Here is a 21,987-nt window from a genome sequence, read left to right as displayed (position 1 = left end):
CTTAAATAAAATGAAATGCTCTTATTTGGCACATGGTAAAGTTATCTTGATTGGCGAGCATGCGGTCGTATATGGCTATGATGCGCTGGCAATGCCAATCATGTCGCTTCATATTAAAGCTGCTGTTGAACCGTATACAAGAATGTGGATGCGAACGGCACGCTACCAGGGGCCCTTTTTTGCTGCTCCCAGTGAATATGATGGACTGAAGTATGTAGTCAAGACTATGCTGGCAAAGGTCCCGGCTGCGCCTGCGCTTAAGATCACGTATACTGGTGAAATTCCCACCAAGCGCGGTTTTGGCTCTAGCGCGACAGTAGCTCTTGCTACGATTAAGGCCATGGACCAATACTTTCACTTGAAACTAAGCAAAAAAGAAGTAGCTGCCATTACCAATGCTGCTGAAACAATTAACCATGGCAAGGCATCAGGTCTCGATGCAGCCACGGTAAACTCTGACCACCTTGTTTTCTTTAATCAAAAAATGGGCCCCAAAACACTTAGTGCCAGGTTGAATGCCACTCTCTTAATCATGGACACGGGGCAATTGGGTAGCACCAAAGTAGCCGTAAAGCAAGTGCACCAGCAAATGCAAGAGTCGGCTGCAGCACGGTCTCGTGTTGAACGCTTGGGGCAATTGGCAGATCAAACTAAAGAAGCTTGGCTCAAGCAGGACCAAGAGCAAGTTGGACATATTTTTACGCAAGCACAAGAAATTTTACATTCTTTTGCCCTGTCCACGACTAAAATTGATGACTTGGAAAGGATTGCACTGGCAAATAATGCTTTGGGCTTTAAGCTGTCAGGCAGCGGCTTGGGTGGCATTGTCATTGCCTTGTGTCCTGACCGACAAACGGCAGACAAAATTGCTGCTAAAAGCAGAAAGATAGCTGTTAACAGCTGGATTGAGGAGATCTAATGGAGAAGACTGTTCGAGCGCACGCAAATATTGCATTAATCAAGTATTGGGGTAAGGCAGATGCGCATCTTCGCCTGCCCTTGATGTCTAGTTTATCGATGACGCTGGACCAGTTTTATACCGATACCAGGATTTATCAGAGTCAGACAAAGCATTTTTTCCTGAATGGTCATGAAGAAGCTGGGACCAGTGCGCAGCGCGTTTTTTCATACTTAAATTTATTGCAAAAGAAGTTTGGACTGACAGGCAACGTAACAGTTGACTCCCATAATCACGTTCCAACTGCAGCAGGCTTAGCCTCTTCAAGCTCGGCCTTTGCGGCACTGGCTGGGGCCTTTTGTGCATATTATGACCTGCCACTTGACCGTCAGGAATTATCCCGCCTTGCCCGACTGGGCTCGGGCTCAGCTTGTCGGTCTATTTATGGCGGCTTTGCAGTCTGGCAGAAGGGACACGATGATGCTTCTTCTTTTGCCTACCCCCTAGATGAAAAACCCAAAATGGATCTGTGCCTGTTAGCAGTTGAACTGAATCAGCAGCCGAAGGACTTGTCCTCTACTAGCGGGATGAAGAGTGCTCAGATCTCACCCTTCTTCAAGCCCTGGTTGGCCCGTAATGACTACGAGCTAAAGACAATGATTGCTGCGATTAAAAAGAATGATTTCACAGTTCTAGGTAAGCTGGCCGAACTTAATGCAAGCGAGATGCATGCAGTCAACCTAACAGCCTGCCCCGGCTTTACCTATTTTGAACCTGCCACCTTAAGGGCAATTGACTTGGTTAAGAAACTGCGCTCAATGGGAATTGAATGCTACTACACAATTGATGCTGGGCCCAATGTCAAAATCTTATGTCAATTAAAAAATGTCAAAGAAATTACTAAGCACTTTGTATCAGAATTTGAGAATGTTAAGATAGTAATGCAAACTTTTGGTCCGGGTATCAGCTACCTGGACTAGTTAATGTAATTAATGAATTAGGAGATTAAATTCTTTTGATAACAGAACAAGCACCCGGAAAGTTATACATTGCTGGTGAATATGCGGTTTTGGAACCAGATTGCCCTGCAATTTTGGTTGCCGTCAACCAGTTTATCCGGGTTTCAATTACTAAAACAAATTCGACCACGGGTTTAATCCACTCAAAACAATATTCCCAAGATTCAATACACTGGGTCAGACAGGGTGCCAAGATGGTAATTGACAACAGGGACAACCCCTTTGAATATATCTTGGCGGCAATATCTTATACGGAACGCTTCTGCATTGAGCAAAAAATCAAAATGCAATTATATGACCTGTATGTAAATTCCGACCTCGATTCAGCTGATGGCAAGAAATACGGTTTGGGTTCAAGTGCGGCGGTTACAGTCGCAACGGTTAAGGCTATCTTGCACTTTTACCATGTTCCCTGCAGCAATGAGTTGGTCTACAAGCTGTCTGCAATCTCCCACTATTCCGTTCAAGGCAATGGTTCAGCTGGCGATATTGCAGCCAGTGTCTATGGTGGCTGGCTGGCTTACCAAACCTTTGATAAGGCTTGGCTTAAAGCTGAGCTTGAACAAAAGCCCTTGTCGGCAGTTGTCAGTCAAGCCTGGCCGGGTCTTAAGATTCAATTGCTGGTACCACCTGCTGGCTTAAAATTAATGATTGGCTGGAGCCAAAAACCAGCGTCAACCTCAAGACTTGTTGATGAGACTAATGCGAACAAGGCAGCTCTAAATGGCAGGTATAAAGAATTCCTTCGCCTGTCCCGGCAATGCGTTTTGCAGATGGTGGCTGGTTTTGAAAAGAAGGATATCAAGTTAATTAAGAAGCAGATTCGCACCAATCGAAAGCTCTTGCAGCACTTTGCCGAGATTAATCAGATTGCAATTGAAATCCCTCGCCTATCTAAACTAATCAACATTGCTGAATCATTTGGCGGGGCCGCTAAAACTTCTGGTGCAGGCAACGGTGATTGTGGCATTGTGATTACCGACCAAGCTACCGATGTTGCAACACTAGAAAAGGAATGGCGGCGAAACGGAATCATGCCATTGGACTTTCACGTTCACCAATCACAGATAAAGCAATAAGGGAGAAGACATGTCAATTAGATCCGAACGCAAGGAAGACCACCTGGCTTTAGCACAAAAGTTTTACCAGCAGAACAAGACCAATAGCTTCGATCAACTGCACTTAATGCGGCCAGCACTTCCAGAAGCAAAAGTCGACATGCACACAATTGAAAGCAAGATGTTTGACAAGGTCGTATCTGCCCCCTTCTTCATCAATGCAATGACTGGTGGTTCCAAGAAATCTTATGCGGTCAACCAGGCACTAGGAAAGATTGCCGCCCAATCTCATATTGGGCTTGCTCTAGGTTCTGCCAGCATTTTAGTTAAGGAACAAGACCAGTTGGATAGTTTTTTAGTGACCCGGGAGGAGAACCCAAACGGGATAATAATTGCCAACATCAATGCCAAAACCATTCCCCAAGACGCAGTGAAAATTGTTCAAGAACTAAACGCAGACGCACTGCAGGTTCACTTGAATACTGTGCAGGAAATTGCGATGCCAGAAGGCGAACGCAACTTTTATTGGCTGGACAATTTGCAAGAATTGCGGCAAGTGCTCACCGTGCCGATCATTATCAAAGAGGTGGGCTTTGGCCTGGATCGAGCAAGCGTACGCTTGCTCAAGCATGAGGGATTTACCCTTTTTGATATTGCTGGCAGCGGTGGAACCAACTTTGCCCAAATCGAAAATGCCCGCAATCAAAGCGACCTTTCCTATTTGGAAGATATTGGCCTGCCGACCGTCATTTCCGCGGTTGAAGTTGCCCGCGAGCAGGTTGACTTTATCGTTTCCGGTGGTGTCCGCAACCCGCTTGACGTCTTTAAGGGACTTTGCCTGGGCGGAAAATTTGTCGGTATTTCCAACGTCTTTTTACAGACTTTGCAGCAAAATGATGCCGACTACTTGCTGGCCCTAATTAAAAATTGGCAGCAAGAACTAGCTGGACTCATGGCCATATATGGTCAAAGAAATTTGGCGGACTTGCCTGCCATTAAAAAGTACTTTGACCTGCCTTTGCAAAACATTTTGCAGCAGCTGAACTAGTTTTCCAAATAAAAATGAGTCGTTGAAAAGTGCTCATCTAAGCAAAAAGACTGGTAAATCACCGTAACCAGCGTTGATTTACCAGTCTTTATTTAGTTCTGTTGATAGATATCTTAGTTTGATTTCTACAATATTCTATTCGCAGTTTTTTTATACAACCAGAGAGTTTCTAAGCCTACTAGCGCCCCTTGTATTGATAGTATGCATACTAATCATTTTTCTTAAGCAAGGGAATTGCCAGCAGCATAATCGAAAAATAAATTACAGAAACAAAAAACATAATTCGCATGCTGTCTGCTAACTGCATGATATTGCTATTTAAGAATAATGTTATGCTTACGATAATTTCAGACGTGAAAGAAACGGTAGACAGCAACATTGATTTGTTAGATTCTCCGTATATTTCTATGCTGCTGGCAGAATTAATTTGACCAGACATTATGCCCATCAGTAGTTCTATTAACAAGAATAAGATTAATAGTAAATTTCTATTAGTCATTATGCCACTAAATAAGAGCATGATAATCATCCAGCAGGTACTAATACCGATTAATAATCGTGATGTAATTAGGGTTGCTATTTTATTGAATAGTGCAGACCCTAAAAGTGTTGCACACATAAACAAAGTGTAGACAAGTGACAGGTTAAATTGAAGCTTCTCTACGTATATTATTGACCAATAAACAAGAATAAACTGTGTTCCACAATCATAACCAACATTTAAGAGAAGCAAAATCCAAAAGCTCTTCTTCTTAAAAAATACCAAAAACTTTTTAAAACTTGCTAGAATTGGTTCTTTTCTATATTTAACGGCCTTGTTATCAGAAAATCTCATATATTTGGTCAAAAGGAATACAAAAATTGGATATGCAGCTAATCCAATAACTGAGAACCAAACGGGAGCAAAGTCATTAATATTAAACAGCCAAGTTCCGATATTGCCGCCCAGCAGTGTTGTTAAATTTAAAACGATTACCTGCATTCCCATTAGCTTTTTATCAGGTTCAATTTTATTTTTTTCTTGTAAATCAGTCACATAAGCAATGAGTGTGCCTGAATTTAAAGCTAAGCCTATCCCATAAAAAAATTCTGCTAATGAGAAAAAGAGAGCACTTTTAAAAAATATCAAAAACAGAAAACTGCCACTGATTACTATTGCTGACAGGTTTAGTACCTTTAATCTTCCTACCCTATCAGATAGATAACCTGACGGAAGCAATCCCACCATGATACCGATATTTTGGAAAGATTTTATTGAACTAATACTAGCAGGAGAAATGCCTCTTTTAGCATAGAATAATGAAAATATGCCTGACATTGATGATCTGAATAAGGTGAAACTAGCCGTAAATAGCAGAAACAAGATTGCTACTTGTTTTGCTGTGGTTTTTTTAGACATACATCCTCCTTAAATGAGGGGGTTAGCACTTAACTAGTCAACAAGTGCCAAATTTCTTTTTGAACAGCGCTGTCATTGCTAGATCCAATTACGCGGTCTGCAGCCTTCTTAGCACTTGGCAGTGCAGTTGCAGTAGCATAGCTACGGCCTACATAGTTGAGCATTCCCACGTCATTTCCGCTATCACCAAAGGCCACCATCTCTTTTGAACTAATGTTGAATTTTGCAGCTAAATACTTGAGGCCGACTGCCTTGTTCATCCCCTTAGTTGACATATCAATTGAGGTTGAGGAACCTGCAACAAAGCCAATTTGAGGGTAGTCTTCCTGCAGTTGGTCTAGCATTTGAGGCATTTTCTCTTCCGCCACTTCAAAGGTGGCCTTAAAAATCCGGTCATCAAGGTGGTCAAAGTCAGGAACAGGAGTCAATTTCTCGAAATATTTTTTCATCTCTTGAATGAAGTCGCTGCCTACATTATTCAAGCAGTAAGCACTAGCCAGACCAGATACGGTCACATGTTCGCGATAGTGCTTGCTTATCTCTAAGATGGTTTGCCAGTCTATAGCAGAAAGGCTGTCTACATGAATAACTTGGCGGCCATGAGCTACTAAAGCGCCATTTTCAGCGACATAGTAGAGCTTGCGAGCGACTTGGGGGAAGCGTGAATATAGATTTTCATACTGGTTGCCACTGGCAACCACGAACTTAATTCCGCGTTCTTGCATTATCTGAAATTCGCGCAGAAAAAGTTCTTCATCGTAAGTCTTTTGATCGGTCAGCCATGTGCCGTCCATATCTGTTGCAATTAGTTTAATCATCAATAATTCCTCAATCCTTTTTTAATATGCGCAGGCCCTTAGGGTAAAAATTCTTCAAGGTGCCGTTGCCGGTAATCTTGCCAAAAGAAAAAATAAAACTGCGACAACTTACCAAAACAAAACCGCGCAAATCACTTGATGTGTGTAGACTTTCTCCATGCAGATAGCTGAGATATTCCGCTTGCGTTAGTTCAACTACCCGACTTTGTTTCACCTGTCCCAAGACCAGTGCGAGCTGGTGGCCCGGTTCAAACCGCTTTTTCTTTAGCAAGCCTAGTTCCAAGCCATTGTTAATCACCTTGAAGTGAAGTTCTTCAGGGGTAATAGTTGGAATAAAAACATGGTCTTGACTGACTTGGCAGTTCTGCCGCCAATTGGCCAGTAAAACAGGCCAGTTAAATTGGCTTAAGACGGAATCAACCCAAGCAGCCTCATCCTTGCTCAAGGTGCTAGTTTTGGGCCTTTTTGGCTTGCGCTGCTTTGGCTGAGGTATTGCCGAGGGTGTGCTGGATGAGGAAGGCAGCTTTAGCTTGGCAACGAACTGTCCCTCACCTATTCCGTCATTGGGCCAAAAGCGAAGCGTGTTGACCATGTCTGGCCGGCCACTAGCCCAATCAGGATGGCCGTGGTCAACCTTGGCTTTTTCGGGTGCAATCGGGATAACTTGAAAGCCAAACTCATCGATTAACCAATCAACCACTTGTTCGTCTTCTTCAGGTGCAAAGGTGCAAGTTGAATAAATCAATTCCCCGCCGGCTTGCAGCATTTTAACGGCTGCAGTCAGTATCTCTTGTTGACGTTTTTGGCAAAGCAAGACGTAGTCTTGGGACCAGTATTCAGCTGCCTGAGCATTTTTGCGAAACATCCCTTCCCCGCTGCAAGGAGCGTCAACAACAATCTTATTAAAAAAGTGCAAAAAGTGCTGGGCTAACTTTTCTGGCTTTTCACTAGTTATAAGCGCATTAGTAATCCCCCAGCGTTCAAGGTTTTCACGCAAAGCCTTGGCACGCGTTCGTGATATTTCATTGGCCACAAGGACGCCCTTCCCCTTTAATTGCTCACCTAGTGCGGTGCTTTTACCACCAGGTGCAGCACAGAGGTCAAGCACACGCTCACCAGGCTGGACGCCAGCAATAGCAGCCGGAAACATGGCAACTGGATCTTGGGAGTATACGGTTCCACTGACTGACTCTGGGTCAAGGCCCCCTACTTTCCCGTACCATGCATTAGGAATGTCTGCTACAGGCTGATCCAAGGGATAAGAAACACTGCTTTTTTTCAAGGAGTTGATTCGAAATGCTTTTTGGGGCTCGGCCGTTAAGGCTGCAAAGAACACCTTCGCCTGGTCTTCGCCCAATAACTTACGGTATTTTTGAATAAAGTCTGCTGGCAGTTTAAGCATTGCGCTTTTCCTTTCTTGACAAGTATGAAATGCTAAAGCTATATGTGCCATTAAGCAAGAGCCAGACAAGCAAGAGCAGCCCTAGCAAATGCTGGGGATTGGACAAAAAGGCACGCCAGCATAAGAAGAAGTATGCTGCAAGGGCCAAGCCAAACTCGGTTAGGATCATGCGGACGCTGTGATTAATCAGCCAATTGCGCAAAAGGCCCCCGTTCAAGTGGGTCTGCTTGACTACTGTCCAATCTAGCAGTGCCAAAAAGATCGTGCATATGATAGCAAAAATGATAAAAAACAGCATTAGCAAAATCTCTCTAACAACTGAAAACCGGTGAACTTGGTGGCTTTTGACAAAGTATGGCGTCTTGATTTTAGCCTGATAGTGAGCGGCTACCCGGCGGATTACCCTGCTTGAAGCATCAATTATAATATTGTAATCCTTCAGTTGATAGTGTCCTGTAGGCTGCTCGGGCCCGGTAGTCAGATAATAACCGTTTTGCTTCATTTGCCGGTAGTGCTTGAGCGTGCCCACAACCGTGTAATAGTGGTCCTTTAATACAAGATACTGGTTGCCTTGCGTTTTTAACGTTTTAACTTTTGCGTTAAGTCCTAAAACCCCAAAAGATACCACCCCTTTAAAGTCGTCAGCTGTAAAGTAACGTCCAGACTCTGTCGGCAAACTGACTACGTTGTGGTTAGACCAGATCAGGGTCTGTTTGTCTTGACCTTTGCGAGCTAGGTGAATCTGAATTTTGTTCTTGGAATAATTTTTTTGCAGATAGCGCAGAAATGAAGAAACAGACTGCTTATTTTGTACTGTAAAAAAGCGGGTGTTATTGCTGAGGCCATATGCTTCTAAAAGCTGGTCGGCAGCTCGCGACTGCAGGTTTGACAACATGGTGCCAAGCCCGAGTAAAGACAAGAAGACGAGCACTAGTAAAATTGTTTTTTTAAATTTCATATTCTATCTCAAATACCTGTTCCTTAATAAAATCAAAACTGCTAAAGGACTGGTTAATACATTGCAAGTCTTGGCCAGAACGAAAATGCTGCTTGCGCCAAAAGGTCGGCGAATTGGTTGCCCCATTACGTTCACCCACAAAGAGCAAGTGGGCATTGGGGTTATATTTGTGCCAAGCGGCAATTGCCTGCATATCGCTTTCATTAAAGTTGGGCGCCCAGGAGCAGATAATCAGCTGCACAGTGGGAAATTGCCGAATTGCAGCCGGTGCATCCAGGTTGAGAACCGGAAGCCGAGGCTTTTGGCCGGTCTTGGAAGTCTTAGACCATTCTAGTGAATCCGTTGCTATTACTGTGACGCCAGCTGCGTTTAAAGCCTGGGACCAGAGTGCATTACCAGCCATAATTTCCAAGCTGGTGCTGATGCCGAGCTGATCCTTGATGAGCCGTGCAGTGGCTAGATTAGGCAATGACCATATGCCATAGTGGATGGACAAGTATTGGCGCAAGCTGTTAAAAAGCTGGTTGATTACAGTAAATGCTGCCTTCTTTTCTAATCCGATGCGTTTTAAAAGAGCTTCTGCTTCGTCTGGCAAGAAGCCCAGAGATTCAGGTGCTTTCAAAATCACTTGCTGCTGGTCTAGAGCGGCAATGACTTGGGCCACTTCTGCCGCCTGCCTGTGCACTTGCTGGTCGCTGATTTCAATGTCTAATTGATTGATTTTTTCTAAAAAATTTGTCATACTCAAATACCTATAATGATTTTACCATTCATGAGCGCTGATTTCAGTTATAATAAAGGGTAATTGAACAAAGGAGAATATTTTATGGTTAAAAAAGCAATTAAACAGCAAGACGAAGAAGAAAGTCTAGGCAAGTTCTTACTAGATGTTGTGGTCATGATGGCGGTCATCTTGGGCGTCTTCTACCTCTTATTCACATATGTATTATCGAATGATTACGTATCTGGTCCCTCGATGCAGCCAACGTTTGAAAACAGTGAACGGCTAATTTCGGTTCGCCACTTTACCCCTAAACGCAATGACGTCGTCGTTTTGCTGGCACCTAAGGCAGCCAATGACGCTCCCGGTGCTCTCTACATTAAGCGGATTATTGGCTTGCCGGGCGACAAGCTGGTATCAAAAAATGACAAGATGTATATTAATGGCAAGCTCTTCCCTGAGCCTTACCTGAATAACCACTTCATGAAGGCAAACCACGATGCCGGTCAAACCTATACCAGCAACTTTACCTGTAAGGTGCCCAAGGGCTACTACTATGTGATGGGTGACCACCGCGATATTTCCAAAGACTCTCATATCTTTGGACCGGTTAAGCGGAAGAACCTGGTTGGTAAAGTTGCATTAAGGTACTGGCCATTGAATAGAATTCAGCTTTTTTAGCCTTGGTGCCCTTTGCATTTGGCTGACTTTCGACTAAAATAATTGTAAAGGAGAATTTATTATGAACCAGCAAACTGAAGAATTGTCCGATGCAATCATTGATTATCAAGTAAAACATCACGTCACTGACACGGATCTGGCCTTTGCCTGTCACCTGTCACTCGAAAAAATCCATGCCATGAAGATTGGTGAGGGAGAATTTACGCCTGAAGAAGTCAACCAACTTTATGATTACTTGGCGGCCAGTCGCTAATTACTGCATAAAAAGGGCACTCAATAATGAGTGCCCTTTTTTGTTTGACAAAATTACTTCTTTTCTTGACCTTCAAAGAACTTACTGAATAAGAAAGTGTTAACCAATAAGAAGACTAAATCAAGTGCCAGCATAATCAGGATTGAAATGCCGATTTCTTGGCTAGTATTGCTGCCATTGCCCAGGAAAAAGTCAATGGGCGAAGCAATAATGGTCATTACATAATTATATGCTCTAATCAAGATCCAAGCTATCAGAATAATCAGGAACAAGTGAATCGACTTGATTATTGCTTGGCTAGAAAAATCAGGCAAAAAGTCTAAAATCGCTTGACTGGAAAAGTTTAAAAAACTAATTATGAAGTAAATTAGTCCAGCTGTTAAAACAAGCAGCACTAGCATGCCCAAAAAGTTGACGATTGCTTCACCTGGTATGCCATAGCGCCTAATAGCGCTAAAAATATCGCCCAGGCCAGTACGAAAGCTATTATCAAGCAGCAGTGTAATGCCATATAAAAGAATCGAAGTTACAAGGTTTAAAAACACATAAAAGAATGTTGCTGCAACTGAAGTCAAAACATTGTCCAAATAAAAATAAGCATCGCTAATTGGAGTTAAGCGCCAAGTCTGATTGCGGTTGATGCGCTCATTTTCAATGCACGTAAGCATATAAAAAATAAAGATAAAGACAAGGGAAAAAATCAGGTAAATTGCAAGCAGCCCCGAAAAAAAGTAAGTCAAGTCAATGTTGCCAATAAATGTATGTCTGGGTGTATGCATAAGATACCCCTTGTTGTCGAAGGTAAAGATGCTGAATACCACCACAGCAACAAGTTGGACCAACGCCATGACGTATGCCTTTTTACTCTTCAACTTAACCAATTCGGTAAATAAACGATTGAAAATAGCCATCTCTTCATTCTCCTTCTAAAAATGATCACACCAGTTTGGACTGGGGGTCTCCTTCTTCCTCATCTTGTTTTTTACCTGCTTTTCAAATCTTACTTTCTTCCCAAATAGAATTATTGTTTTTCATGGGCTTCAAATAAGTTGCTGATCAAGAAGATGTTAACAAATAAGAACAGCAGGTCGATTGCTAGCATGATAATAATAGAAAGACCAATGTTTTGACCGTTGTTATGCCCTGTTCCTAGTAAAAATTGCAACGGTGAAGAAATGATGGGAATAACAAAATCAGCTGACTTAATCAAGATCCAGGCAATGAGGATAATTAAAATGAATCGAATTGCTCGAAGTGCTGCCTGGCTTGAAGTTCCAGGCAGAAAGTCCAAAATCGCCCGACTAGAAAAGTTTAAAAAACTAATTAAGAAGTAAACCAGGAAAGTGGCCAAGATGACTAGCATGAGTATGCCTAAAAGATTGGCAAAGGCTTCGCTTGGTATGGCTTCAGAATTCTTGATGGTATTAAAAACATGCTGCATGTCCTGGCGGAATGAATCATTAACTAAGTAATTAATTCCAGTCAAAACAGTCGCTGTCAAGACCGTCAAAATAATATAGTAGAACATCACTACAAAGGAACTCAGAATGTTGTCAATATAGTAGTAACCGTCGCTGATTGGCGTTAATCTTAAAGTTTGGCTGCGGTTGAAACGTTCATTTTCCACGCAGGTAAGCATGAAAAAGGCATAGGTAAATACAAATGAAAGCCCATAAAATGTGATCAATACGCCTGAAAAGAAACTGGCAACGGGGGTGCTAGCAGCATAGATGCGGTCAGGCCCCCGGTCGACAAAGGAAAGCAATACCACTGCCACTGCTCCCACTAATTGAACGAGCAACATAGTGTAAACCCGCTTAGTCTTTAATTTAAAGAATTCGGTAAATAAACGATTAAAAATTTCCATTATTAATACTCCTACTTCATATATTTGCTTAAAAAGGTCACTGAATGAAAATTATCTCTTCTCTTGTGCTTCAAAGAACTTGCTGATTAAAACGGTGTTAATCAGCAAAAGAACTATATCGACTACCAGCACAAGAATTAATGCTTCTAGTAAGTGGTTATTGCCGGTGCTGAAAATATAGTCAAACGGTGAAAAGACAATAAAAAGGATAAGGTCTTTCGCCTTGACGATAAACCAGGCAATAAAGATTATTATAGTTCCTCGGACTATTTTTAAAGCAAACTGGCCAGATACATTTGGAAGAAAGTCAACAATTGCACTGCTAGAAAGGTTCAGGAAACTGACCAAGAAGTAAAATAAGAATCCAATTGCAACTAGGAGCAAAAAGCCCTCAAGCAAGTAGCTAATTATCTCGTGATCAAGATTCATATGCTGGAGCGCCAATTGAAAAGCGCTGATTTCATGCCTGACTATCTGTTGAAAATGGCCATTCAGTATGAAAGATGCAGCAAAAAGCAAGGCAATTCCTATAACATTCATGATTGCATAATAAGCAAAGGCGAAAAATGAGCTCAAAACATTGTCCAGGTAGAAGAAACTGTCCCTGATGGGCACTAAACGAAAGCTTTGACTGCGGTCAATCCGCTCATTTGCAATGCAAGTGATAATATAAAAAACTGGGATAAAGAACAAGGAAAGCGTGGCAAAAACGGTTAAGAGAACAGGGAAAAAGCTAGTAAAGCGCGTTTCTTCGACGTATACTTCTAGTGAACCACTACCGAAATAAGAAAGGACAATAATTGCTACTGCTGCCACTAATTGGACAAGCAGCCATGAGTACGCCTTCTTGGACTTGGTCTTAAATAGTTCAGCGAATAGATGGTTGAAAATAGCCACTATTCTTCACTCTCCTTTTGGTAGAGACCCTCATAGTAGTCCTCAACGCTCATATTCTCTGCCCGGATTTCTTCCGTGGACTTATGCGCATAAATCGTATTGCCCTTGATAATAACTACCTCATCCAGCATTGAAGCTATCTCGTTGACGAAGTGGTCAGAAATCAAAATAGTGGCATTCTCTTCCTTCCACATAATGATTGAATTGATAATCTTACGCCGTGCCATCGCATCAATCCCTGAAAACGGCTCGTCAAGCAAGTAGAGGTCCGCCTTTCTAGCAAAAGTTAGAGCAATGACCAGCTTTTCCCGCATCCCCTTAGACATGTGTGAAAGCCGCATTTCTTCATCTAACTTCATGAACTGACGCAGTTGATCAAATTCTTCCTTGTCAAAGTCCTGGTAGATAACCTCGTAAAAATTAACAATACTCTTGATTTTAGTTGAATCTTTAAAGCCAGTTAGTCCATCGGTAAAGGATAGGTGTGCCTTGCGCTCTGCTTCGCCAGTTAAGCCACTAACTGCAACACTGCCATGGTAGTTCTTGGCCATGGCAGCAATAATCCGCATAAGGGTAGTCTTACCAGCTCCATTTTCGCCTAGCAAGGCCACAATCCTGCCTGGTTTCAAGGTTAAATCAATATCCTTTAAGATCGTTTTCTGATTCTTCTTATAGGTTAAGCCCTTAATTTCTAAAAGATCTGCCATTATTCATTCTCCTGCTTCAAATATTTTGCTAAAATTGTCTGGATTTGTTCATCCGTAACGCCCAGGGCACTCATGCTCTGAACGAACTTGGCCAACTCTTCGTCGATTAGACCCTGCTTGGTCTTGGCCAGTAATTTTGTATCTTCGGTAACGAAGTTGCCCTCGCCCCGTTTTGTATATAAAATTCCCTCCACATTCATCTGTTGGAGCGCCCTTTGAACCGTATTAACGTTAACTGTCAATTGTAGCGCTAATTCACGAACTGAAGGGATCTTTTTACCGGGTTGCAACTTGCCAGTAACGATTTGCCGGTAAAGATACTGCTCGATCTGCAGATAAATGGGAATGTTATCCTTGAATTCCACAAGTTCACCATCCTTTTACTGTATTATATCTCTAATACACAATAATAATAACGCATCCCAGCCTCTAGTGCAATCTTTTTATTTTTTATATTCAAATAAAATAAGCATGCCTAATTCTTCTGCCCTATGATTAGTTGGCTGTTCCACGCATCTGCACTTTGGGGGTGGAATCATATAAATAGCCTTCAAACTCATTTATAGCAATGATTTTAAAGGCTATTTTTTATTTTTAGACTAATTGTGCATAATTTTATTATGCTGCCTGGACAGTCATTGAGCCCAGCAATTCACTCTTTGTGCCCAACATTATTTTGGGCCAAAAGAAAGATTTTTAGTGTTTTTGTTTCACTACTACTCAGCTGCATTCAATTCAGCCATCTTGACCATGACATCAACTGCCTGATACATTGATTCTAAAACAGTGTACTCAAAGCGTCCATGCATGTTTTCTTCCCCAGCAAACAAGTTGGGACAAGGCAGTCCCATGTAAGTCAGTTGGGACCCGTCAGTGCCGCCACGGACGGGTTCTTCATTAATGGTTAACCCCTCGGCCTTGTATGCGGCGCGGGCCAAGTCGACGATATCCATTCTTTTGGCGAGCTCATCTGCCATATTGTAGTATTGGTCCCACATCTTCAGCTTAATTCGATCAGTGCCAAAGTCATCATTCATGTGTGCAACAAGCTTCTTTACTAGGTCTTTGCGCTTTTCTAAACCGTCGCGCTCAAAGTCGCGAATGATATAGTCCAAGTGGGCATGATCAACTGTTCCATCAAAGTTCATCAGGTGGAAGAAGCCCTGGCGACCAGATGTTTTTTCTGGGACCTCAGTTTGAGGCAGCTGCTCTTGAAAGTCAATTGCCACTTGGATAGCGTTGATCATTTGACCCTTTGCTACTGCTGGATGGACATTAACACCCTGGATGTCAAGATTAAATTGGGCTGCTGAAAAGGTCCCCCAATCAAGCTTGCCTGGAACTTCGCCGTCGACAGTAAAGGCAAAGTCAGCGCCAAATTCTTCAACGTCAAAATGGCTGGCGCCCGTGCCGATTTCTTCATCTGGCGTAAAGGCCAAGCGAATCTTGCCATGCTTGACTTCTGGATGGGCCAGAAGGTATTCAGCAAAAGTAACTAACTCAGATACGCCACACTTGTCGTCACCGCCCAGCAGGGTATCACCAGAGGCTGTAATAATAGTTTGGCCCTGGTATTTTTTTAAATTGGGAAAAACTTCGGGATCCAGGTAAAAGTCTGACTTGCCCAGCTGGATTTTGGACTTGCCATCATAGTTTTCATGGACTTGGGGCTGCACGTTTTCGGAATTAAAATCAGCTGTATCGCAGTGGGCCAAAAAGCCCATGACGGGCACATCCCGGTTAATATTTGCAGGAATTTCCGCAATAACGCAGCCTGATTTTTGATTGTAATGGACGTCTTTTAGGCCCAGCTGCTTCAGGTCAGGCATGATTACTTGCTTTTGAAAGTCTTCTTCCCGCTGAGTTGAAGGAAAGCGGCTTGCATGTTCATCAGAACGTGAATTAACTTTGACATACTTGATAAATCTTGCTAGTAAATTTGGGTACTCCATTTTTTCTCCTTAATATAAATCTTGAAAGGGATTGGTTGAAACTTTAGACACAAAAACTGGAACATTCCAGCCCTCTTGCTCGGCCCAAAGTTTGATTTTGGGGGCGATTTTTGTCTTAAATATTTTTTCTGTGTAATGGCCGGGATCAACTACAGTTAATCCAGCTGCTATCATGTCATGACCGGTATGGTAGTAGACATCGCCGGTGATAAATGCGTCGCAGTTTTCTGCCAATGCCTGGCGCCAGAACTTGCCACCATCTCCGCAAATAAAACTGACAGTGGACACGGGCTTTTGCTCGTCAGCAGCAATCAGACGCACCAGCTTGATCTTCATTTTGTCTTGGACATAATAAGCAAAGTCTTTTGCAGTCATTGTTTGAGGCAGTCTGCCCTTGCGGCCAATTGCGATGCCGTCACTATCCGGGCAAAAGGGTTCAACATCGGTCAAGCCCAATTCTTCAGCCTGCCAGTCGCTAGAACCGTCCTGGGCCTTGTCAGAATTGGTATGAATTGAATAAACGCTTATGCCGTTTTTGATGATTGCACCATAAATAGCATTTTGCGGATCAGCAAAGTTAAGGTTGGGTGCAGGCCGAAACATCAAGGGGTGGTGGCTAATAATTAGGTTGGCGCCCTGCTTGACTGCCTCCGTGACGACTGGCATCCGGACGTCAAGAGTAGTCATGATTTTATTTACAGGCTGGTCCATTGATCCGATCTGCAGGCCAACAGGGTCGCCAGAACTTGCTATCTCTTCTGGAAAGTGCTGGCGCAAAACCTGTACTATGTCTTTAACTTTGATCATTTAGTACTCCTTTAATCATTGTAATTTCCTGCTCAACTTGCTGGATGTGGCTTAGGTCCTGCTTCTTGGCCCGCCTAAGGTTGACTAGAAGCCTTTGATGATAGGCAAGTTGGTCGCGCCACTTCTCTATAAAAACAGGCCCCTTGGTTTGAAGTAAAAACGGGCCAAAATAAAGTTCTTCAGAACTTAGTTCAACTTTTGCTGGCATCTTTTGCGCCTTGATCAACTCGTAGATGTGCCCTGCTTCGGCGACGATCTTTTCTGCGGTAATCTGGTAGTTATGGGCCACCAGCCACTTGCGCAGCCCGCATTCGCCCACGTTGGGTTCGAGCACCAGAGTCGCAAAAGCAAAGCCTTTTTGCCATGCATCATCTAAAATCGTGGTCATGAGCTTGCCACCCATGCCTGCAATGACTACGGTATCGACCTTATCTTGAGCGGTAATTGGCGCAAGGCCCGCCCCCAGCCTAGTGCTAATCTTATCTGACAGATTGGCAGCGGCAATATCTGCTTGAGCGTTGGCCAAGGGGCCTGCGGCAATATCACTGGCGATGGCGAAGTCAACCTTGCCCGCCTGAACAAGCGCAATGGGCAAGTATGCGTGGTCTGTTCCAATATCAGCAATGCGGCTGCCAGAATCAACCATCTGTGCTAAAGCATTTAAACGTAAATTCATATCGTCCCCTACCTTCTACTGGTAAATTTTAGCATATTATCCGGTCAGTTGGGATGGGAATTGACCATTGCGTTTCAAATCAGGTAGTGTTACATTTACCATAAATATTTTGGAGGAAATCAAGTAATGGATAGAACCGAACCAGTAACTTTAACCAATATGTGCATGATTACGCGCGGCGACCAAATTTTAGTTCTAGACCGCAATGACCCAACCTGGCCGGGACTAACCTTTCCCGGCGGTCACGTTGAAAGTCATGAGTCTTTTTATGATTCGGTAGTGCGGGAAGTCAAGGAAGAAACCAACCTCACGATTGATCATCCGCGCCTTACAGGGATCAAGCAGTTCTTTGATGATAACGACCGGCGCTACATTGTCTTCTTCTACACTGCAGACAAGTTCTACGGCACTGTCAAGTCCTCTAGAGAGGGCAAGTTGACCTGGATGACCAGGGACGAACTGGTTCACCAGAAGCTGGCCTACAACTTCGACCGCGATCTCTTGGTTTACTTTGATGACCACATTGATGAGCACGTCCTTGACGGGGAACGCGACGAGTTATTATAAAACCAGCCTGCGCATTGAACCGGCCACAAGCAAATTTAAAAAAATAAAAGGGGGTGGGCTCCAGGAACCCGCCCCCCTTTTATTCGCAATTAACATAAAATGCATGATTCATCGTTTGAATCATGCATTAACTTTGTATAAGACCAGGCGCACGCCTAGCAAAACCGCAAAAACCAGCACGTTCTGCAGCAAGAGCGGCCAGCGGTAGGCTGGAAACAGCAGCAAAAACAGCCAGACTGCTATCATTAGGACTATGGCCCAAAGGGAGCTGACCAAGTTGGCCGGGGCCAGCGCAAACAGGTGCACACCGATGAAGGGCAGCAGGTACTGCCAGTCCCGCGGCGCCAGTTCCACCGCCAGGGCCCTAATCCGCGTCTTGCGAATAACTAGGAAACTGCTGATGCCATTGATTTCGCTCCGCGGCAAGATGATCGACATGTAATCGAAAAATAAGGTGCTGACGCTGAGCAGGGCCAGCTTCAGCGGCTCCCTGATGAAGCCAAAACTGAGCTGCCACATCTGCGGCACCGACAAGTAGAAGTCGTGCCAATCATTCTGCCGGGCAAGGACAATCAGCAGTGCAGAAACGACCGCATAGACCCAGAACGCGTGCTTCTTATTCATCGCTCAGCGTTCCATTGCGCAATAGCAGCCGCTGATCGTAGGCAATATCGCTAATCTGGTCATGGCTGGCCACAATGACCGTCCTGCCTTCTTGCTTCAGGCGTCTTAGGAGCGCTACGAACTGACCGATGCTGTCCTGGTCAATCCCGCGCGTGGGCTCGTCGAGCAAGATGATGTTCTGCTCCTCCATGACCGCCTGAATGATGCCCACCTTCTGCCGCATGCCTACGGAGTAGCTGGCAATTGCGTGCGTGTCATCGGGATCAAGCTCAAAGTAGTGCATGAGTTCCCGGACGCGCTCTTCATTGAAGCGGTGGTTGAGGTTGGCCAGAAAGTGCAGATTGGTCATGGCCGACTCGTACTCCAGAAAGCTGGGGTTCTCAATGAGCGCGCCCAGTACATCGCCTTTGCCAAGTTCAACCTTGCCGCCGTCGGCTTTCAAGAGGCCGGTAATAATCTTGAAGATGGTGGACTTGCCCGAGCCGTTGATGCCCGCGATGTGAACGAGCTGGCCCGGCTGCGTGCTCATTGACACGTCCTTCAGGACCACCTTATTGCCAAATGATTTCTTAATTCCTGTAATCTGTAACATTGTACTTCTCCCTTAAAAACCACCATAAATATGATGAATTGTTCGGTAAACCTCATCATACATAGTACTGTAATTAATTAGCAGGCTCTTCTCAAGATAATAATGGTACGCAAGATCCATTACAAGAGCTATAAGTAATAAGACATGCGGATGAGGTAGTTCATATGCCCCGACCAACAGCCAGCTTAAGACCAGAAAAACCGCAACGTGGAGCACCAGCAGTGCTGTCCCGATAGTCGGGTTGCCATACTTAAACAGGGGGTAATCCGTCAAAAAGTACGGTCCGAAGAGACCGAGGAAAACCACCATGCAGTAGCCAGTAGCCAGTCCCAGCAGACGCACAGTCATCCACCTTGTCTTCTGCCTCACGCCAACAAGCAAGTTAACGCGGCGAAAAGTAAGTATTTGACTATAAAGCAGAACTAAGACAGCCGGTTGTAAATATAATGATACCATATGCGCATTGAGGAAAGCGTTGGGCAATTCCATGGTGCCGGGGTAGTTGCGCATGATTAGAAAAATGCTACCCGCTATTCCTAAAAGAGCTATCACAAGCCCGACCTTGATCGGGCGACGAGAAATGCGTTTAAATTGCATAATTTAGCCCAGCTTTCTCTTATGCTTGTACCACATGGTAATCAAGACTGCGGCAATCGCCAGGTAAATAATGACAGCAATAATAAAGGCTAAGATAGAATTTATTGGGGGAACTTGGCTCATAAAGGTAAATTGTCCCGGTGCAGTCAGGTTGTAGAAAAACCAGGTAAACGCAAAGGTCCGCCAGACTACGCTGTTCATATTCCCAAGTGTAGCCAACAAGACCAACGCAAGACCCAAAATCGGACCAAGTGCGATATAAAAGGCAGTCTTACGGATATGGAGCCCAACACTAAAAATAAAGACGGCGAAGACGCCCCAGCCAATGGCTGCCAAAATAATATATAGGCTTAAATCAACGAATTCATTTAGCGAAAAATAACCCGGTCTAAGTCCTGAAGCCAATTCTTTTGGGACAATTTTAAATACAAAGGGATAGTAAAACCAGTTAATCAATCCCATTTGATAGAGATTGGTCAGTATTGATAGGACAAAGCCACCCCAAAAAGTTGCGGTAATTCCCTTCTTCAAAAAAGCCTTGTACCCTATCCTTTGTTGAACAGCGCTAAGCATATTGTTGTTCTTTAAGTAGATGAAAACACCGGCTCCTAAAATCGTAGCTAGTACCATCATAATGACATCGACAACGGCGCTATCTCTGCCACCACCAGGCTGCAACGAAAAGAATAAGTTGACAGATACATCGGAAGTCTTGCCAGCTTTGGGAAGAATTCCCTGCGCGTCTTTAATACCTATAAAAGCTTGCCAGGTAATCAGAAGCAAAAATAGTATGACGGCAACAATAATTATTTTTTTGGTTCGTTTTAACATTATTACTTTACCTTTTTATGTAGTGTCAAACGGTTTTATTATTCGCTAATTACATTAAGAAAAGCAGGATCCTTAAAGCGAAAAAACTTTTTCTTGGCCTTTGCCAAATGATTTCTTAATTCCTGTAATATGTAGCATTGTACTTCTCCCTTAAAAACCACCATAAATATAGCGAGTCATTTTATAGTCTTGGTGTAAGCAAGCATGAACGTCTGCTCAATATAATAGTGATATAACAAATTAAAAATAATAGTCATGATGAGCAACAAATAAGGGTGTGGTGAATCATAAGCCCCTACCAAAAGCCAAGTTAAGAATAAAAGTACGAAAAAATGGAATAATAAAAGTGCTGTACCAAAAAGTGGGTTGCCAAATTTGAATAAAGGATAATTGGAAAAAGGATATGGCACTAATAATCCGATTGCAAATGAAACACAATAAATCGTGGTGAGGAAAAAGAGGCGAGCCGTCATCCACGTAGTCTTTTGCCTTATACCTACGAGCAAATTAATCCGTCGAAAAACAAGTATCTGGGTAAAAATTAAGGCCAAGACAATTGGCTGCAAATATAAAGAAACCAGGTGCGCAGAGAGATAAAAAGTCGGCAAGTCCATAATCTGAGGATCATTATTTGTTAACAAATAAACACTTCCTGCGGCTCCTAGGACAAAGATTAAAATCCAAATTAAAATGAGACGGCGGGTCAGTCGCTTAGCTCTCATAATTTGCCAAGCCTCCTCTTGCGTCTATGCCAAAAACTAATTAAGCATGCGGCAACGGCTAGGTAAATAATGACGGCAACGACAAATGCAAAGGATGAACTAGTTGGTGGAGCTTGACTCACAAACGTATATTGTCCCGGTGCAGTTAATGTATAGAAAAACCAGGAAAAAGCAAAAGCTCTCCAAACCGCATTATGCAAATTGCCAAGGGTGGCCAGCAATATTAAAGCTAACCCTGTGATTGGGCCGAGTGCCAAATAGAAGGCACTCCTTTGCACAAAAAGGCCAATACTAAAAGTTAACACGGCAAAGACGCCCCAACCGATAGCGGCCAAAATGATGTATACACACAAGTCAAATAATTCATTAGTTGAAAAGTAGCCTGGTCTATATCCAAAAGCTTCCATTTTGGGCAGTTTTTTAAAGACAAATGGATAATAAAACCAGTTAATTAATCCCAGTTGGTAAAGATTAGTTAGTAAAGATAAGGCAGTCCCTGCTAAAAAAGTTATGACAACCCCTTTCTTTATAAAAGACTTATAACCAATTCTCTGTTGGACCGCGCTAAACATGTTGCTGTTCTTCAAGTAGATGAATATTCCAGCTCCTATAGTAGCAGCCAAAGCCATCATAAGAACAGAGATAACGACATTTTCGTAACTTCCATTGGGCTGCAGTCCAAAAAAGAGCTTAACAGACACATCAGAAAGCTTATTGCCCCGCGGAAGAATTCCTTGAGAATCCTTGATACCAGTAAAAATTTGCCAAGTAATCAAAAGGAGATACAGCATTACGGCAATAACAATGAATTTTTTGGTTCGCTTTAGCATTACTTTACCTTTCCTACAATAATCATGAATTACCTCTATATAATTAAATGACACACCTTAACA

26 protein-coding genes are annotated in these 21,987 nt (G+C 43.3%); 7 read left to right on the top strand and 19 right to left on the bottom strand.

The window, feature by feature from the left end:
- The first annotated feature begins 10 nt into the window (after nucleotides 1–10).
- From mvk to fni, 4 genes are read left to right on the top strand one after another with little or no spacing between them, the layout of a single operon-like run.
- Nucleotides 11–919 (top strand): mevalonate kinase, encoded by a 909-nt coding sequence (gene mvk / locus AC2JF7_RS02740; protein WP_500726863.1) that lies wholly within the window; start codon nucleotides 11–13, stop codon nucleotides 917–919.
- Nucleotides 919–1,878 (top strand): diphosphomevalonate decarboxylase, encoded by a 960-nt coding sequence (mvaD, locus tag AC2JF7_RS02735; RefSeq protein WP_500726861.1) that lies wholly within the window; start codon nucleotides 919–921, stop codon nucleotides 1,876–1,878. The genes mvk and mvaD overlap by 1 nt, the downstream gene beginning before the upstream one ends.
- Before the next feature lie 35 nt (nucleotides 1,879–1,913).
- Nucleotides 1,914–2,996 carry a phosphomevalonate kinase gene (locus AC2JF7_RS02730; protein WP_500726859.1) on the top strand — a complete coding sequence of 361 codons (1,083 nt, stop codon included), beginning with the start codon at nucleotides 1,914–1,916 and terminating at the stop codon, nucleotides 2,994–2,996.
- Nucleotides 2,997–3,006: 10 nt separating this feature from the next.
- The gene (gene fni, locus AC2JF7_RS02725) at nucleotides 3,007–4,023 is read left to right on the top strand and encodes a type 2 isopentenyl-diphosphate Delta-isomerase (protein WP_500726857.1); all 1,017 of its coding nucleotides are present in this window, start codon (nucleotides 3,007–3,009) and stop codon (nucleotides 4,021–4,023) included.
- A gap of 208 nt (nucleotides 4,024–4,231) precedes the next feature.
- Here fni and AC2JF7_RS02720 read toward each other — a convergent pair whose 3' ends face one another.
- From AC2JF7_RS02720 to AC2JF7_RS02700, 5 genes are read right to left on the bottom strand one after another with little or no spacing between them, the layout of a single operon-like run.
- A complete protein-coding gene (locus AC2JF7_RS02720) occupies nucleotides 4,232–5,422 on the bottom strand; it encodes an MFS transporter (protein ID WP_500726855.1) in 1,191 nt (396 codons plus the stop codon).
- A gap of 29 nt (nucleotides 5,423–5,451) precedes the next feature.
- Nucleotides 5,452–6,240 (bottom strand): HAD family hydrolase, encoded by a 789-nt coding sequence (locus AC2JF7_RS02715; protein WP_500726853.1) that lies wholly within the window; start codon nucleotides 6,238–6,240, stop codon nucleotides 5,452–5,454.
- A gap of 10 nt (nucleotides 6,241–6,250) precedes the next feature.
- Nucleotides 6,251–7,642: an RsmB/NOP family class I SAM-dependent RNA methyltransferase gene (locus AC2JF7_RS02710; RefSeq protein ID WP_500726851.1), complete on the bottom strand. Its 1,392-nt coding sequence runs from the start codon at nucleotides 7,640–7,642 to the stop codon at nucleotides 6,251–6,253.
- Nucleotides 7,635–8,600: a hypothetical protein gene (locus AC2JF7_RS02705; protein WP_500726848.1), complete on the bottom strand. Its 966-nt coding sequence runs from the start codon at nucleotides 8,598–8,600 to the stop codon at nucleotides 7,635–7,637. The genes AC2JF7_RS02710 and AC2JF7_RS02705 overlap by 8 nt, the downstream gene beginning before the upstream one ends.
- Nucleotides 8,590–9,342 (bottom strand): SAM-dependent methyltransferase, encoded by a 753-nt coding sequence (locus tag AC2JF7_RS02700; protein ID WP_500726846.1) that lies wholly within the window; start codon nucleotides 9,340–9,342, stop codon nucleotides 8,590–8,592. Before AC2JF7_RS02700 ends, AC2JF7_RS02705 begins: the two co-directional genes overlap by 11 nt.
- Nucleotides 9,343–9,426: 84 nt before the next feature.
- Here AC2JF7_RS02700 and lepB point away from each other — a divergent pair, with 84 nt between their 5' ends.
- Together lepB and AC2JF7_RS02690 are read left to right on the top strand one after the other, a co-directional pair.
- On the top strand, nucleotides 9,427–10,002 hold the full coding sequence (lepB, locus tag AC2JF7_RS02695; protein ID WP_500726844.1) for a signal peptidase I: 576 nt from the start codon (nucleotides 9,427–9,429) through the stop codon (nucleotides 10,000–10,002).
- A gap of 61 nt (nucleotides 10,003–10,063) precedes the next feature.
- On the top strand, nucleotides 10,064–10,255 hold the full coding sequence (locus AC2JF7_RS02690; protein ID WP_500726842.1) for an LBP_cg2779 family protein: 192 nt from the start codon (nucleotides 10,064–10,066) through the stop codon (nucleotides 10,253–10,255).
- A 53-nt stretch (nucleotides 10,256–10,308) separates the two neighbouring features.
- Here AC2JF7_RS02690 and AC2JF7_RS02685 read toward each other — a convergent pair whose 3' ends face one another.
- From AC2JF7_RS02685 to AC2JF7_RS02650, 8 genes are all read right to left on the bottom strand, one after another.
- Nucleotides 10,309–11,166, bottom strand: coding sequence for a hypothetical protein (locus AC2JF7_RS02685; RefSeq protein ID WP_500726839.1), 858 nt, complete (start codon nucleotides 11,164–11,166; stop codon nucleotides 10,309–10,311).
- A 110-nt stretch (nucleotides 11,167–11,276) separates the two neighbouring features.
- Nucleotides 11,277–12,122, bottom strand: coding sequence for a hypothetical protein (locus tag AC2JF7_RS02680; RefSeq protein WP_500726837.1), 846 nt, complete (start codon nucleotides 12,120–12,122; stop codon nucleotides 11,277–11,279).
- A gap of 51 nt (nucleotides 12,123–12,173) precedes the next feature.
- Complete coding sequence (locus AC2JF7_RS02675; protein ID WP_500726835.1) at nucleotides 12,174–13,019, bottom strand: hypothetical protein; 846 nt, start codon at nucleotides 13,017–13,019, stop codon at nucleotides 12,174–12,176.
- Complete coding sequence (locus AC2JF7_RS02670) at nucleotides 13,019–13,726, bottom strand: ABC transporter ATP-binding protein (RefSeq protein ID WP_500726833.1); 708 nt, start codon at nucleotides 13,724–13,726, stop codon at nucleotides 13,019–13,021. The genes AC2JF7_RS02675 and AC2JF7_RS02670 overlap by 1 nt, the downstream gene beginning before the upstream one ends.
- Nucleotides 13,726–14,091, bottom strand: a complete 366-nt coding sequence (locus tag AC2JF7_RS02665) for a GntR family transcriptional regulator (protein ID WP_500726831.1) — start codon at nucleotides 14,089–14,091, stop codon at nucleotides 13,726–13,728. Before AC2JF7_RS02665 ends, AC2JF7_RS02670 begins: the two co-directional genes overlap by 1 nt.
- Before the next feature lie 351 nt (nucleotides 14,092–14,442).
- Nucleotides 14,443–15,678: a peptidase T gene (gene pepT / locus AC2JF7_RS02660; protein ID WP_500726829.1), complete on the bottom strand. Its 1,236-nt coding sequence runs from the start codon at nucleotides 15,676–15,678 to the stop codon at nucleotides 14,443–14,445.
- A 9-nt stretch (nucleotides 15,679–15,687) separates the two neighbouring features.
- Nucleotides 15,688–16,485, bottom strand: coding sequence for a Nif3-like dinuclear metal center hexameric protein (locus AC2JF7_RS02655; RefSeq protein WP_500726827.1), 798 nt, complete (start codon nucleotides 16,483–16,485; stop codon nucleotides 15,688–15,690).
- Nucleotides 16,472–17,161 (bottom strand): tRNA (adenine(22)-N(1))-methyltransferase, encoded by a 690-nt coding sequence (locus tag AC2JF7_RS02650; RefSeq protein ID WP_500726825.1) that lies wholly within the window; start codon nucleotides 17,159–17,161, stop codon nucleotides 16,472–16,474. Before AC2JF7_RS02650 ends, AC2JF7_RS02655 begins: the two co-directional genes overlap by 14 nt.
- Nucleotides 17,162–17,287: 126 nt before the next feature.
- Between AC2JF7_RS02650 and AC2JF7_RS02645 the strand changes: the two genes are divergently transcribed.
- Nucleotides 17,288–17,728 (top strand): 8-oxo-dGTP diphosphatase, encoded by a 441-nt coding sequence (locus AC2JF7_RS02645; RefSeq protein ID WP_500726822.1) that lies wholly within the window; start codon nucleotides 17,288–17,290, stop codon nucleotides 17,726–17,728.
- 120 nt (nucleotides 17,729–17,848) lie between these two features.
- On the opposite strand, the gene AC2JF7_RS02640 is transcribed toward AC2JF7_RS02645, so the two are convergent.
- The 6 genes from AC2JF7_RS02640 to AC2JF7_RS02615 form a co-directional block, all read right to left on the bottom strand.
- Nucleotides 17,849–18,352 (bottom strand): hypothetical protein, encoded by a 504-nt coding sequence (locus AC2JF7_RS02640; protein ID WP_500726820.1) that lies wholly within the window; start codon nucleotides 18,350–18,352, stop codon nucleotides 17,849–17,851.
- The gene (locus tag AC2JF7_RS02635; protein WP_500726817.1) at nucleotides 18,345–18,944 is read right to left on the bottom strand and encodes an ATP-binding cassette domain-containing protein; all 600 of its coding nucleotides are present in this window, start codon (nucleotides 18,942–18,944) and stop codon (nucleotides 18,345–18,347) included. The genes AC2JF7_RS02640 and AC2JF7_RS02635 overlap by 8 nt, the downstream gene beginning before the upstream one ends.
- Before the next feature lie 12 nt (nucleotides 18,945–18,956).
- The gene (locus tag AC2JF7_RS02630; RefSeq protein ID WP_500726815.1) at nucleotides 18,957–19,454 is read right to left on the bottom strand and encodes a hypothetical protein; all 498 of its coding nucleotides are present in this window, start codon (nucleotides 19,452–19,454) and stop codon (nucleotides 18,957–18,959) included.
- 90 nt (nucleotides 19,455–19,544) lie between these two features.
- Nucleotides 19,545–20,372, bottom strand: coding sequence for a hypothetical protein (locus tag AC2JF7_RS02625; protein WP_500726813.1), 828 nt, complete (start codon nucleotides 20,370–20,372; stop codon nucleotides 19,545–19,547).
- Nucleotides 20,373–20,548: 176 nt separating this feature from the next.
- On the bottom strand, nucleotides 20,549–21,094 hold the full coding sequence (locus AC2JF7_RS02620) for a hypothetical protein (protein ID WP_500726811.1): 546 nt from the start codon (nucleotides 21,092–21,094) through the stop codon (nucleotides 20,549–20,551).
- On the bottom strand, nucleotides 21,091–21,924 hold the full coding sequence (locus AC2JF7_RS02615) for a hypothetical protein (protein ID WP_500726809.1): 834 nt from the start codon (nucleotides 21,922–21,924) through the stop codon (nucleotides 21,091–21,093). The genes AC2JF7_RS02620 and AC2JF7_RS02615 overlap by 4 nt, the downstream gene beginning before the upstream one ends.
- Between the last annotated feature and the right edge of the window lie 63 nt (nucleotides 21,925–21,987).

The organism is Lactobacillus sp. XV31L (genome assembly GCF_059900865.1).
This window is presented reverse-complemented; position numbering and strand designations above follow the sequence as displayed.

Excerpts from the sequence above, each read along its gene's own strand:
- AC2JF7_RS02645 (WP_500726822.1), top strand. The coding sequence starts at position 17,288 with ATGGATAGAACCGAACCAGTAACTTTAACCAATATGTGCATGATTACG.
- AC2JF7_RS02635 (WP_500726817.1), bottom strand. The coding sequence starts at position 18,944 with ATGTTACAGATTACAGGAATTAAGAAATCATTTGGCAATAAGGTGGTC.
- AC2JF7_RS02630 (WP_500726815.1), bottom strand. The coding sequence starts at position 19,454 with ATGCGCAACTACCCCGGCACCATGGAATTGCCCAACGCTTTCCTCAAT.
- AC2JF7_RS02715 (WP_500726853.1), bottom strand. The coding sequence starts at position 6,240 with ATGATTAAACTAATTGCAACAGATATGGACGGCACATGGCTGACCGAT.
- mvk (WP_500726863.1), top strand. The coding sequence starts at position 11 with ATGAAATGCTCTTATTTGGCACATGGTAAAGTTATCTTGATTGGCGAG.
- AC2JF7_RS02710 (WP_500726851.1), bottom strand. The coding sequence starts at position 7,642 with ATGCTTAAACTGCCAGCAGACTTTATTCAAAAATACCGTAAGTTATTG.
- AC2JF7_RS02680 (WP_500726837.1), bottom strand. The coding sequence starts at position 12,122 with ATGGAAATTTTTAATCGTTTATTTACCGAATTCTTTAAATTAAAGACT.
- AC2JF7_RS02615 (WP_500726809.1), bottom strand. The coding sequence starts at position 21,924 with ATGCTAAAGCGAACCAAAAAATTCATTGTTATTGCCGTAATGCTGTAT.
- AC2JF7_RS02670 (WP_500726833.1), bottom strand. The coding sequence starts at position 13,726 with ATGGCAGATCTTTTAGAAATTAAGGGCTTAACCTATAAGAAGAATCAG.
- pepT (WP_500726829.1), bottom strand. The coding sequence starts at position 15,678 with ATGGAGTACCCAAATTTACTAGCAAGATTTATCAAGTATGTCAAAGTT.
- mvaD (WP_500726861.1), top strand. The coding sequence starts at position 919 with ATGGAGAAGACTGTTCGAGCGCACGCAAATATTGCATTAATCAAGTAT.
- lepB (WP_500726844.1), top strand. The coding sequence starts at position 9,427 with ATGGTTAAAAAAGCAATTAAACAGCAAGACGAAGAAGAAAGTCTAGGC.
- AC2JF7_RS02620 (WP_500726811.1), bottom strand. The coding sequence starts at position 21,094 with ATGAGAGCTAAGCGACTGACCCGCCGTCTCATTTTAATTTGGATTTTA.
- AC2JF7_RS02720 (WP_500726855.1), bottom strand. The coding sequence starts at position 5,422 with ATGTCTAAAAAAACCACAGCAAAACAAGTAGCAATCTTGTTTCTGCTA.
- AC2JF7_RS02705 (WP_500726848.1), bottom strand. The coding sequence starts at position 8,600 with ATGAAATTTAAAAAAACAATTTTACTAGTGCTCGTCTTCTTGTCTTTA.
- AC2JF7_RS02640 (WP_500726820.1), bottom strand. The coding sequence starts at position 18,352 with ATGAATAAGAAGCACGCGTTCTGGGTCTATGCGGTCGTTTCTGCACTG.
- AC2JF7_RS02655 (WP_500726827.1), bottom strand. The coding sequence starts at position 16,485 with ATGATCAAAGTTAAAGACATAGTACAGGTTTTGCGCCAGCACTTTCCA.
- AC2JF7_RS02700 (WP_500726846.1), bottom strand. The coding sequence starts at position 9,342 with ATGACAAATTTTTTAGAAAAAATCAATCAATTAGACATTGAAATCAGC.
- AC2JF7_RS02690 (WP_500726842.1), top strand. The coding sequence starts at position 10,064 with ATGAACCAGCAAACTGAAGAATTGTCCGATGCAATCATTGATTATCAA.
- fni (WP_500726857.1), top strand. The coding sequence starts at position 3,007 with ATGTCAATTAGATCCGAACGCAAGGAAGACCACCTGGCTTTAGCACAA.
- AC2JF7_RS02650 (WP_500726825.1), bottom strand. The coding sequence starts at position 17,161 with ATGAATTTACGTTTAAATGCTTTAGCACAGATGGTTGATTCTGGCAGC.
- AC2JF7_RS02625 (WP_500726813.1), bottom strand. The coding sequence starts at position 20,372 with ATGTTAAAACGAACCAAAAAAATAATTATTGTTGCCGTCATACTATTT.
- AC2JF7_RS02685 (WP_500726839.1), bottom strand. The coding sequence starts at position 11,166 with ATGGCTATTTTCAATCGTTTATTTACCGAATTGGTTAAGTTGAAGAGT.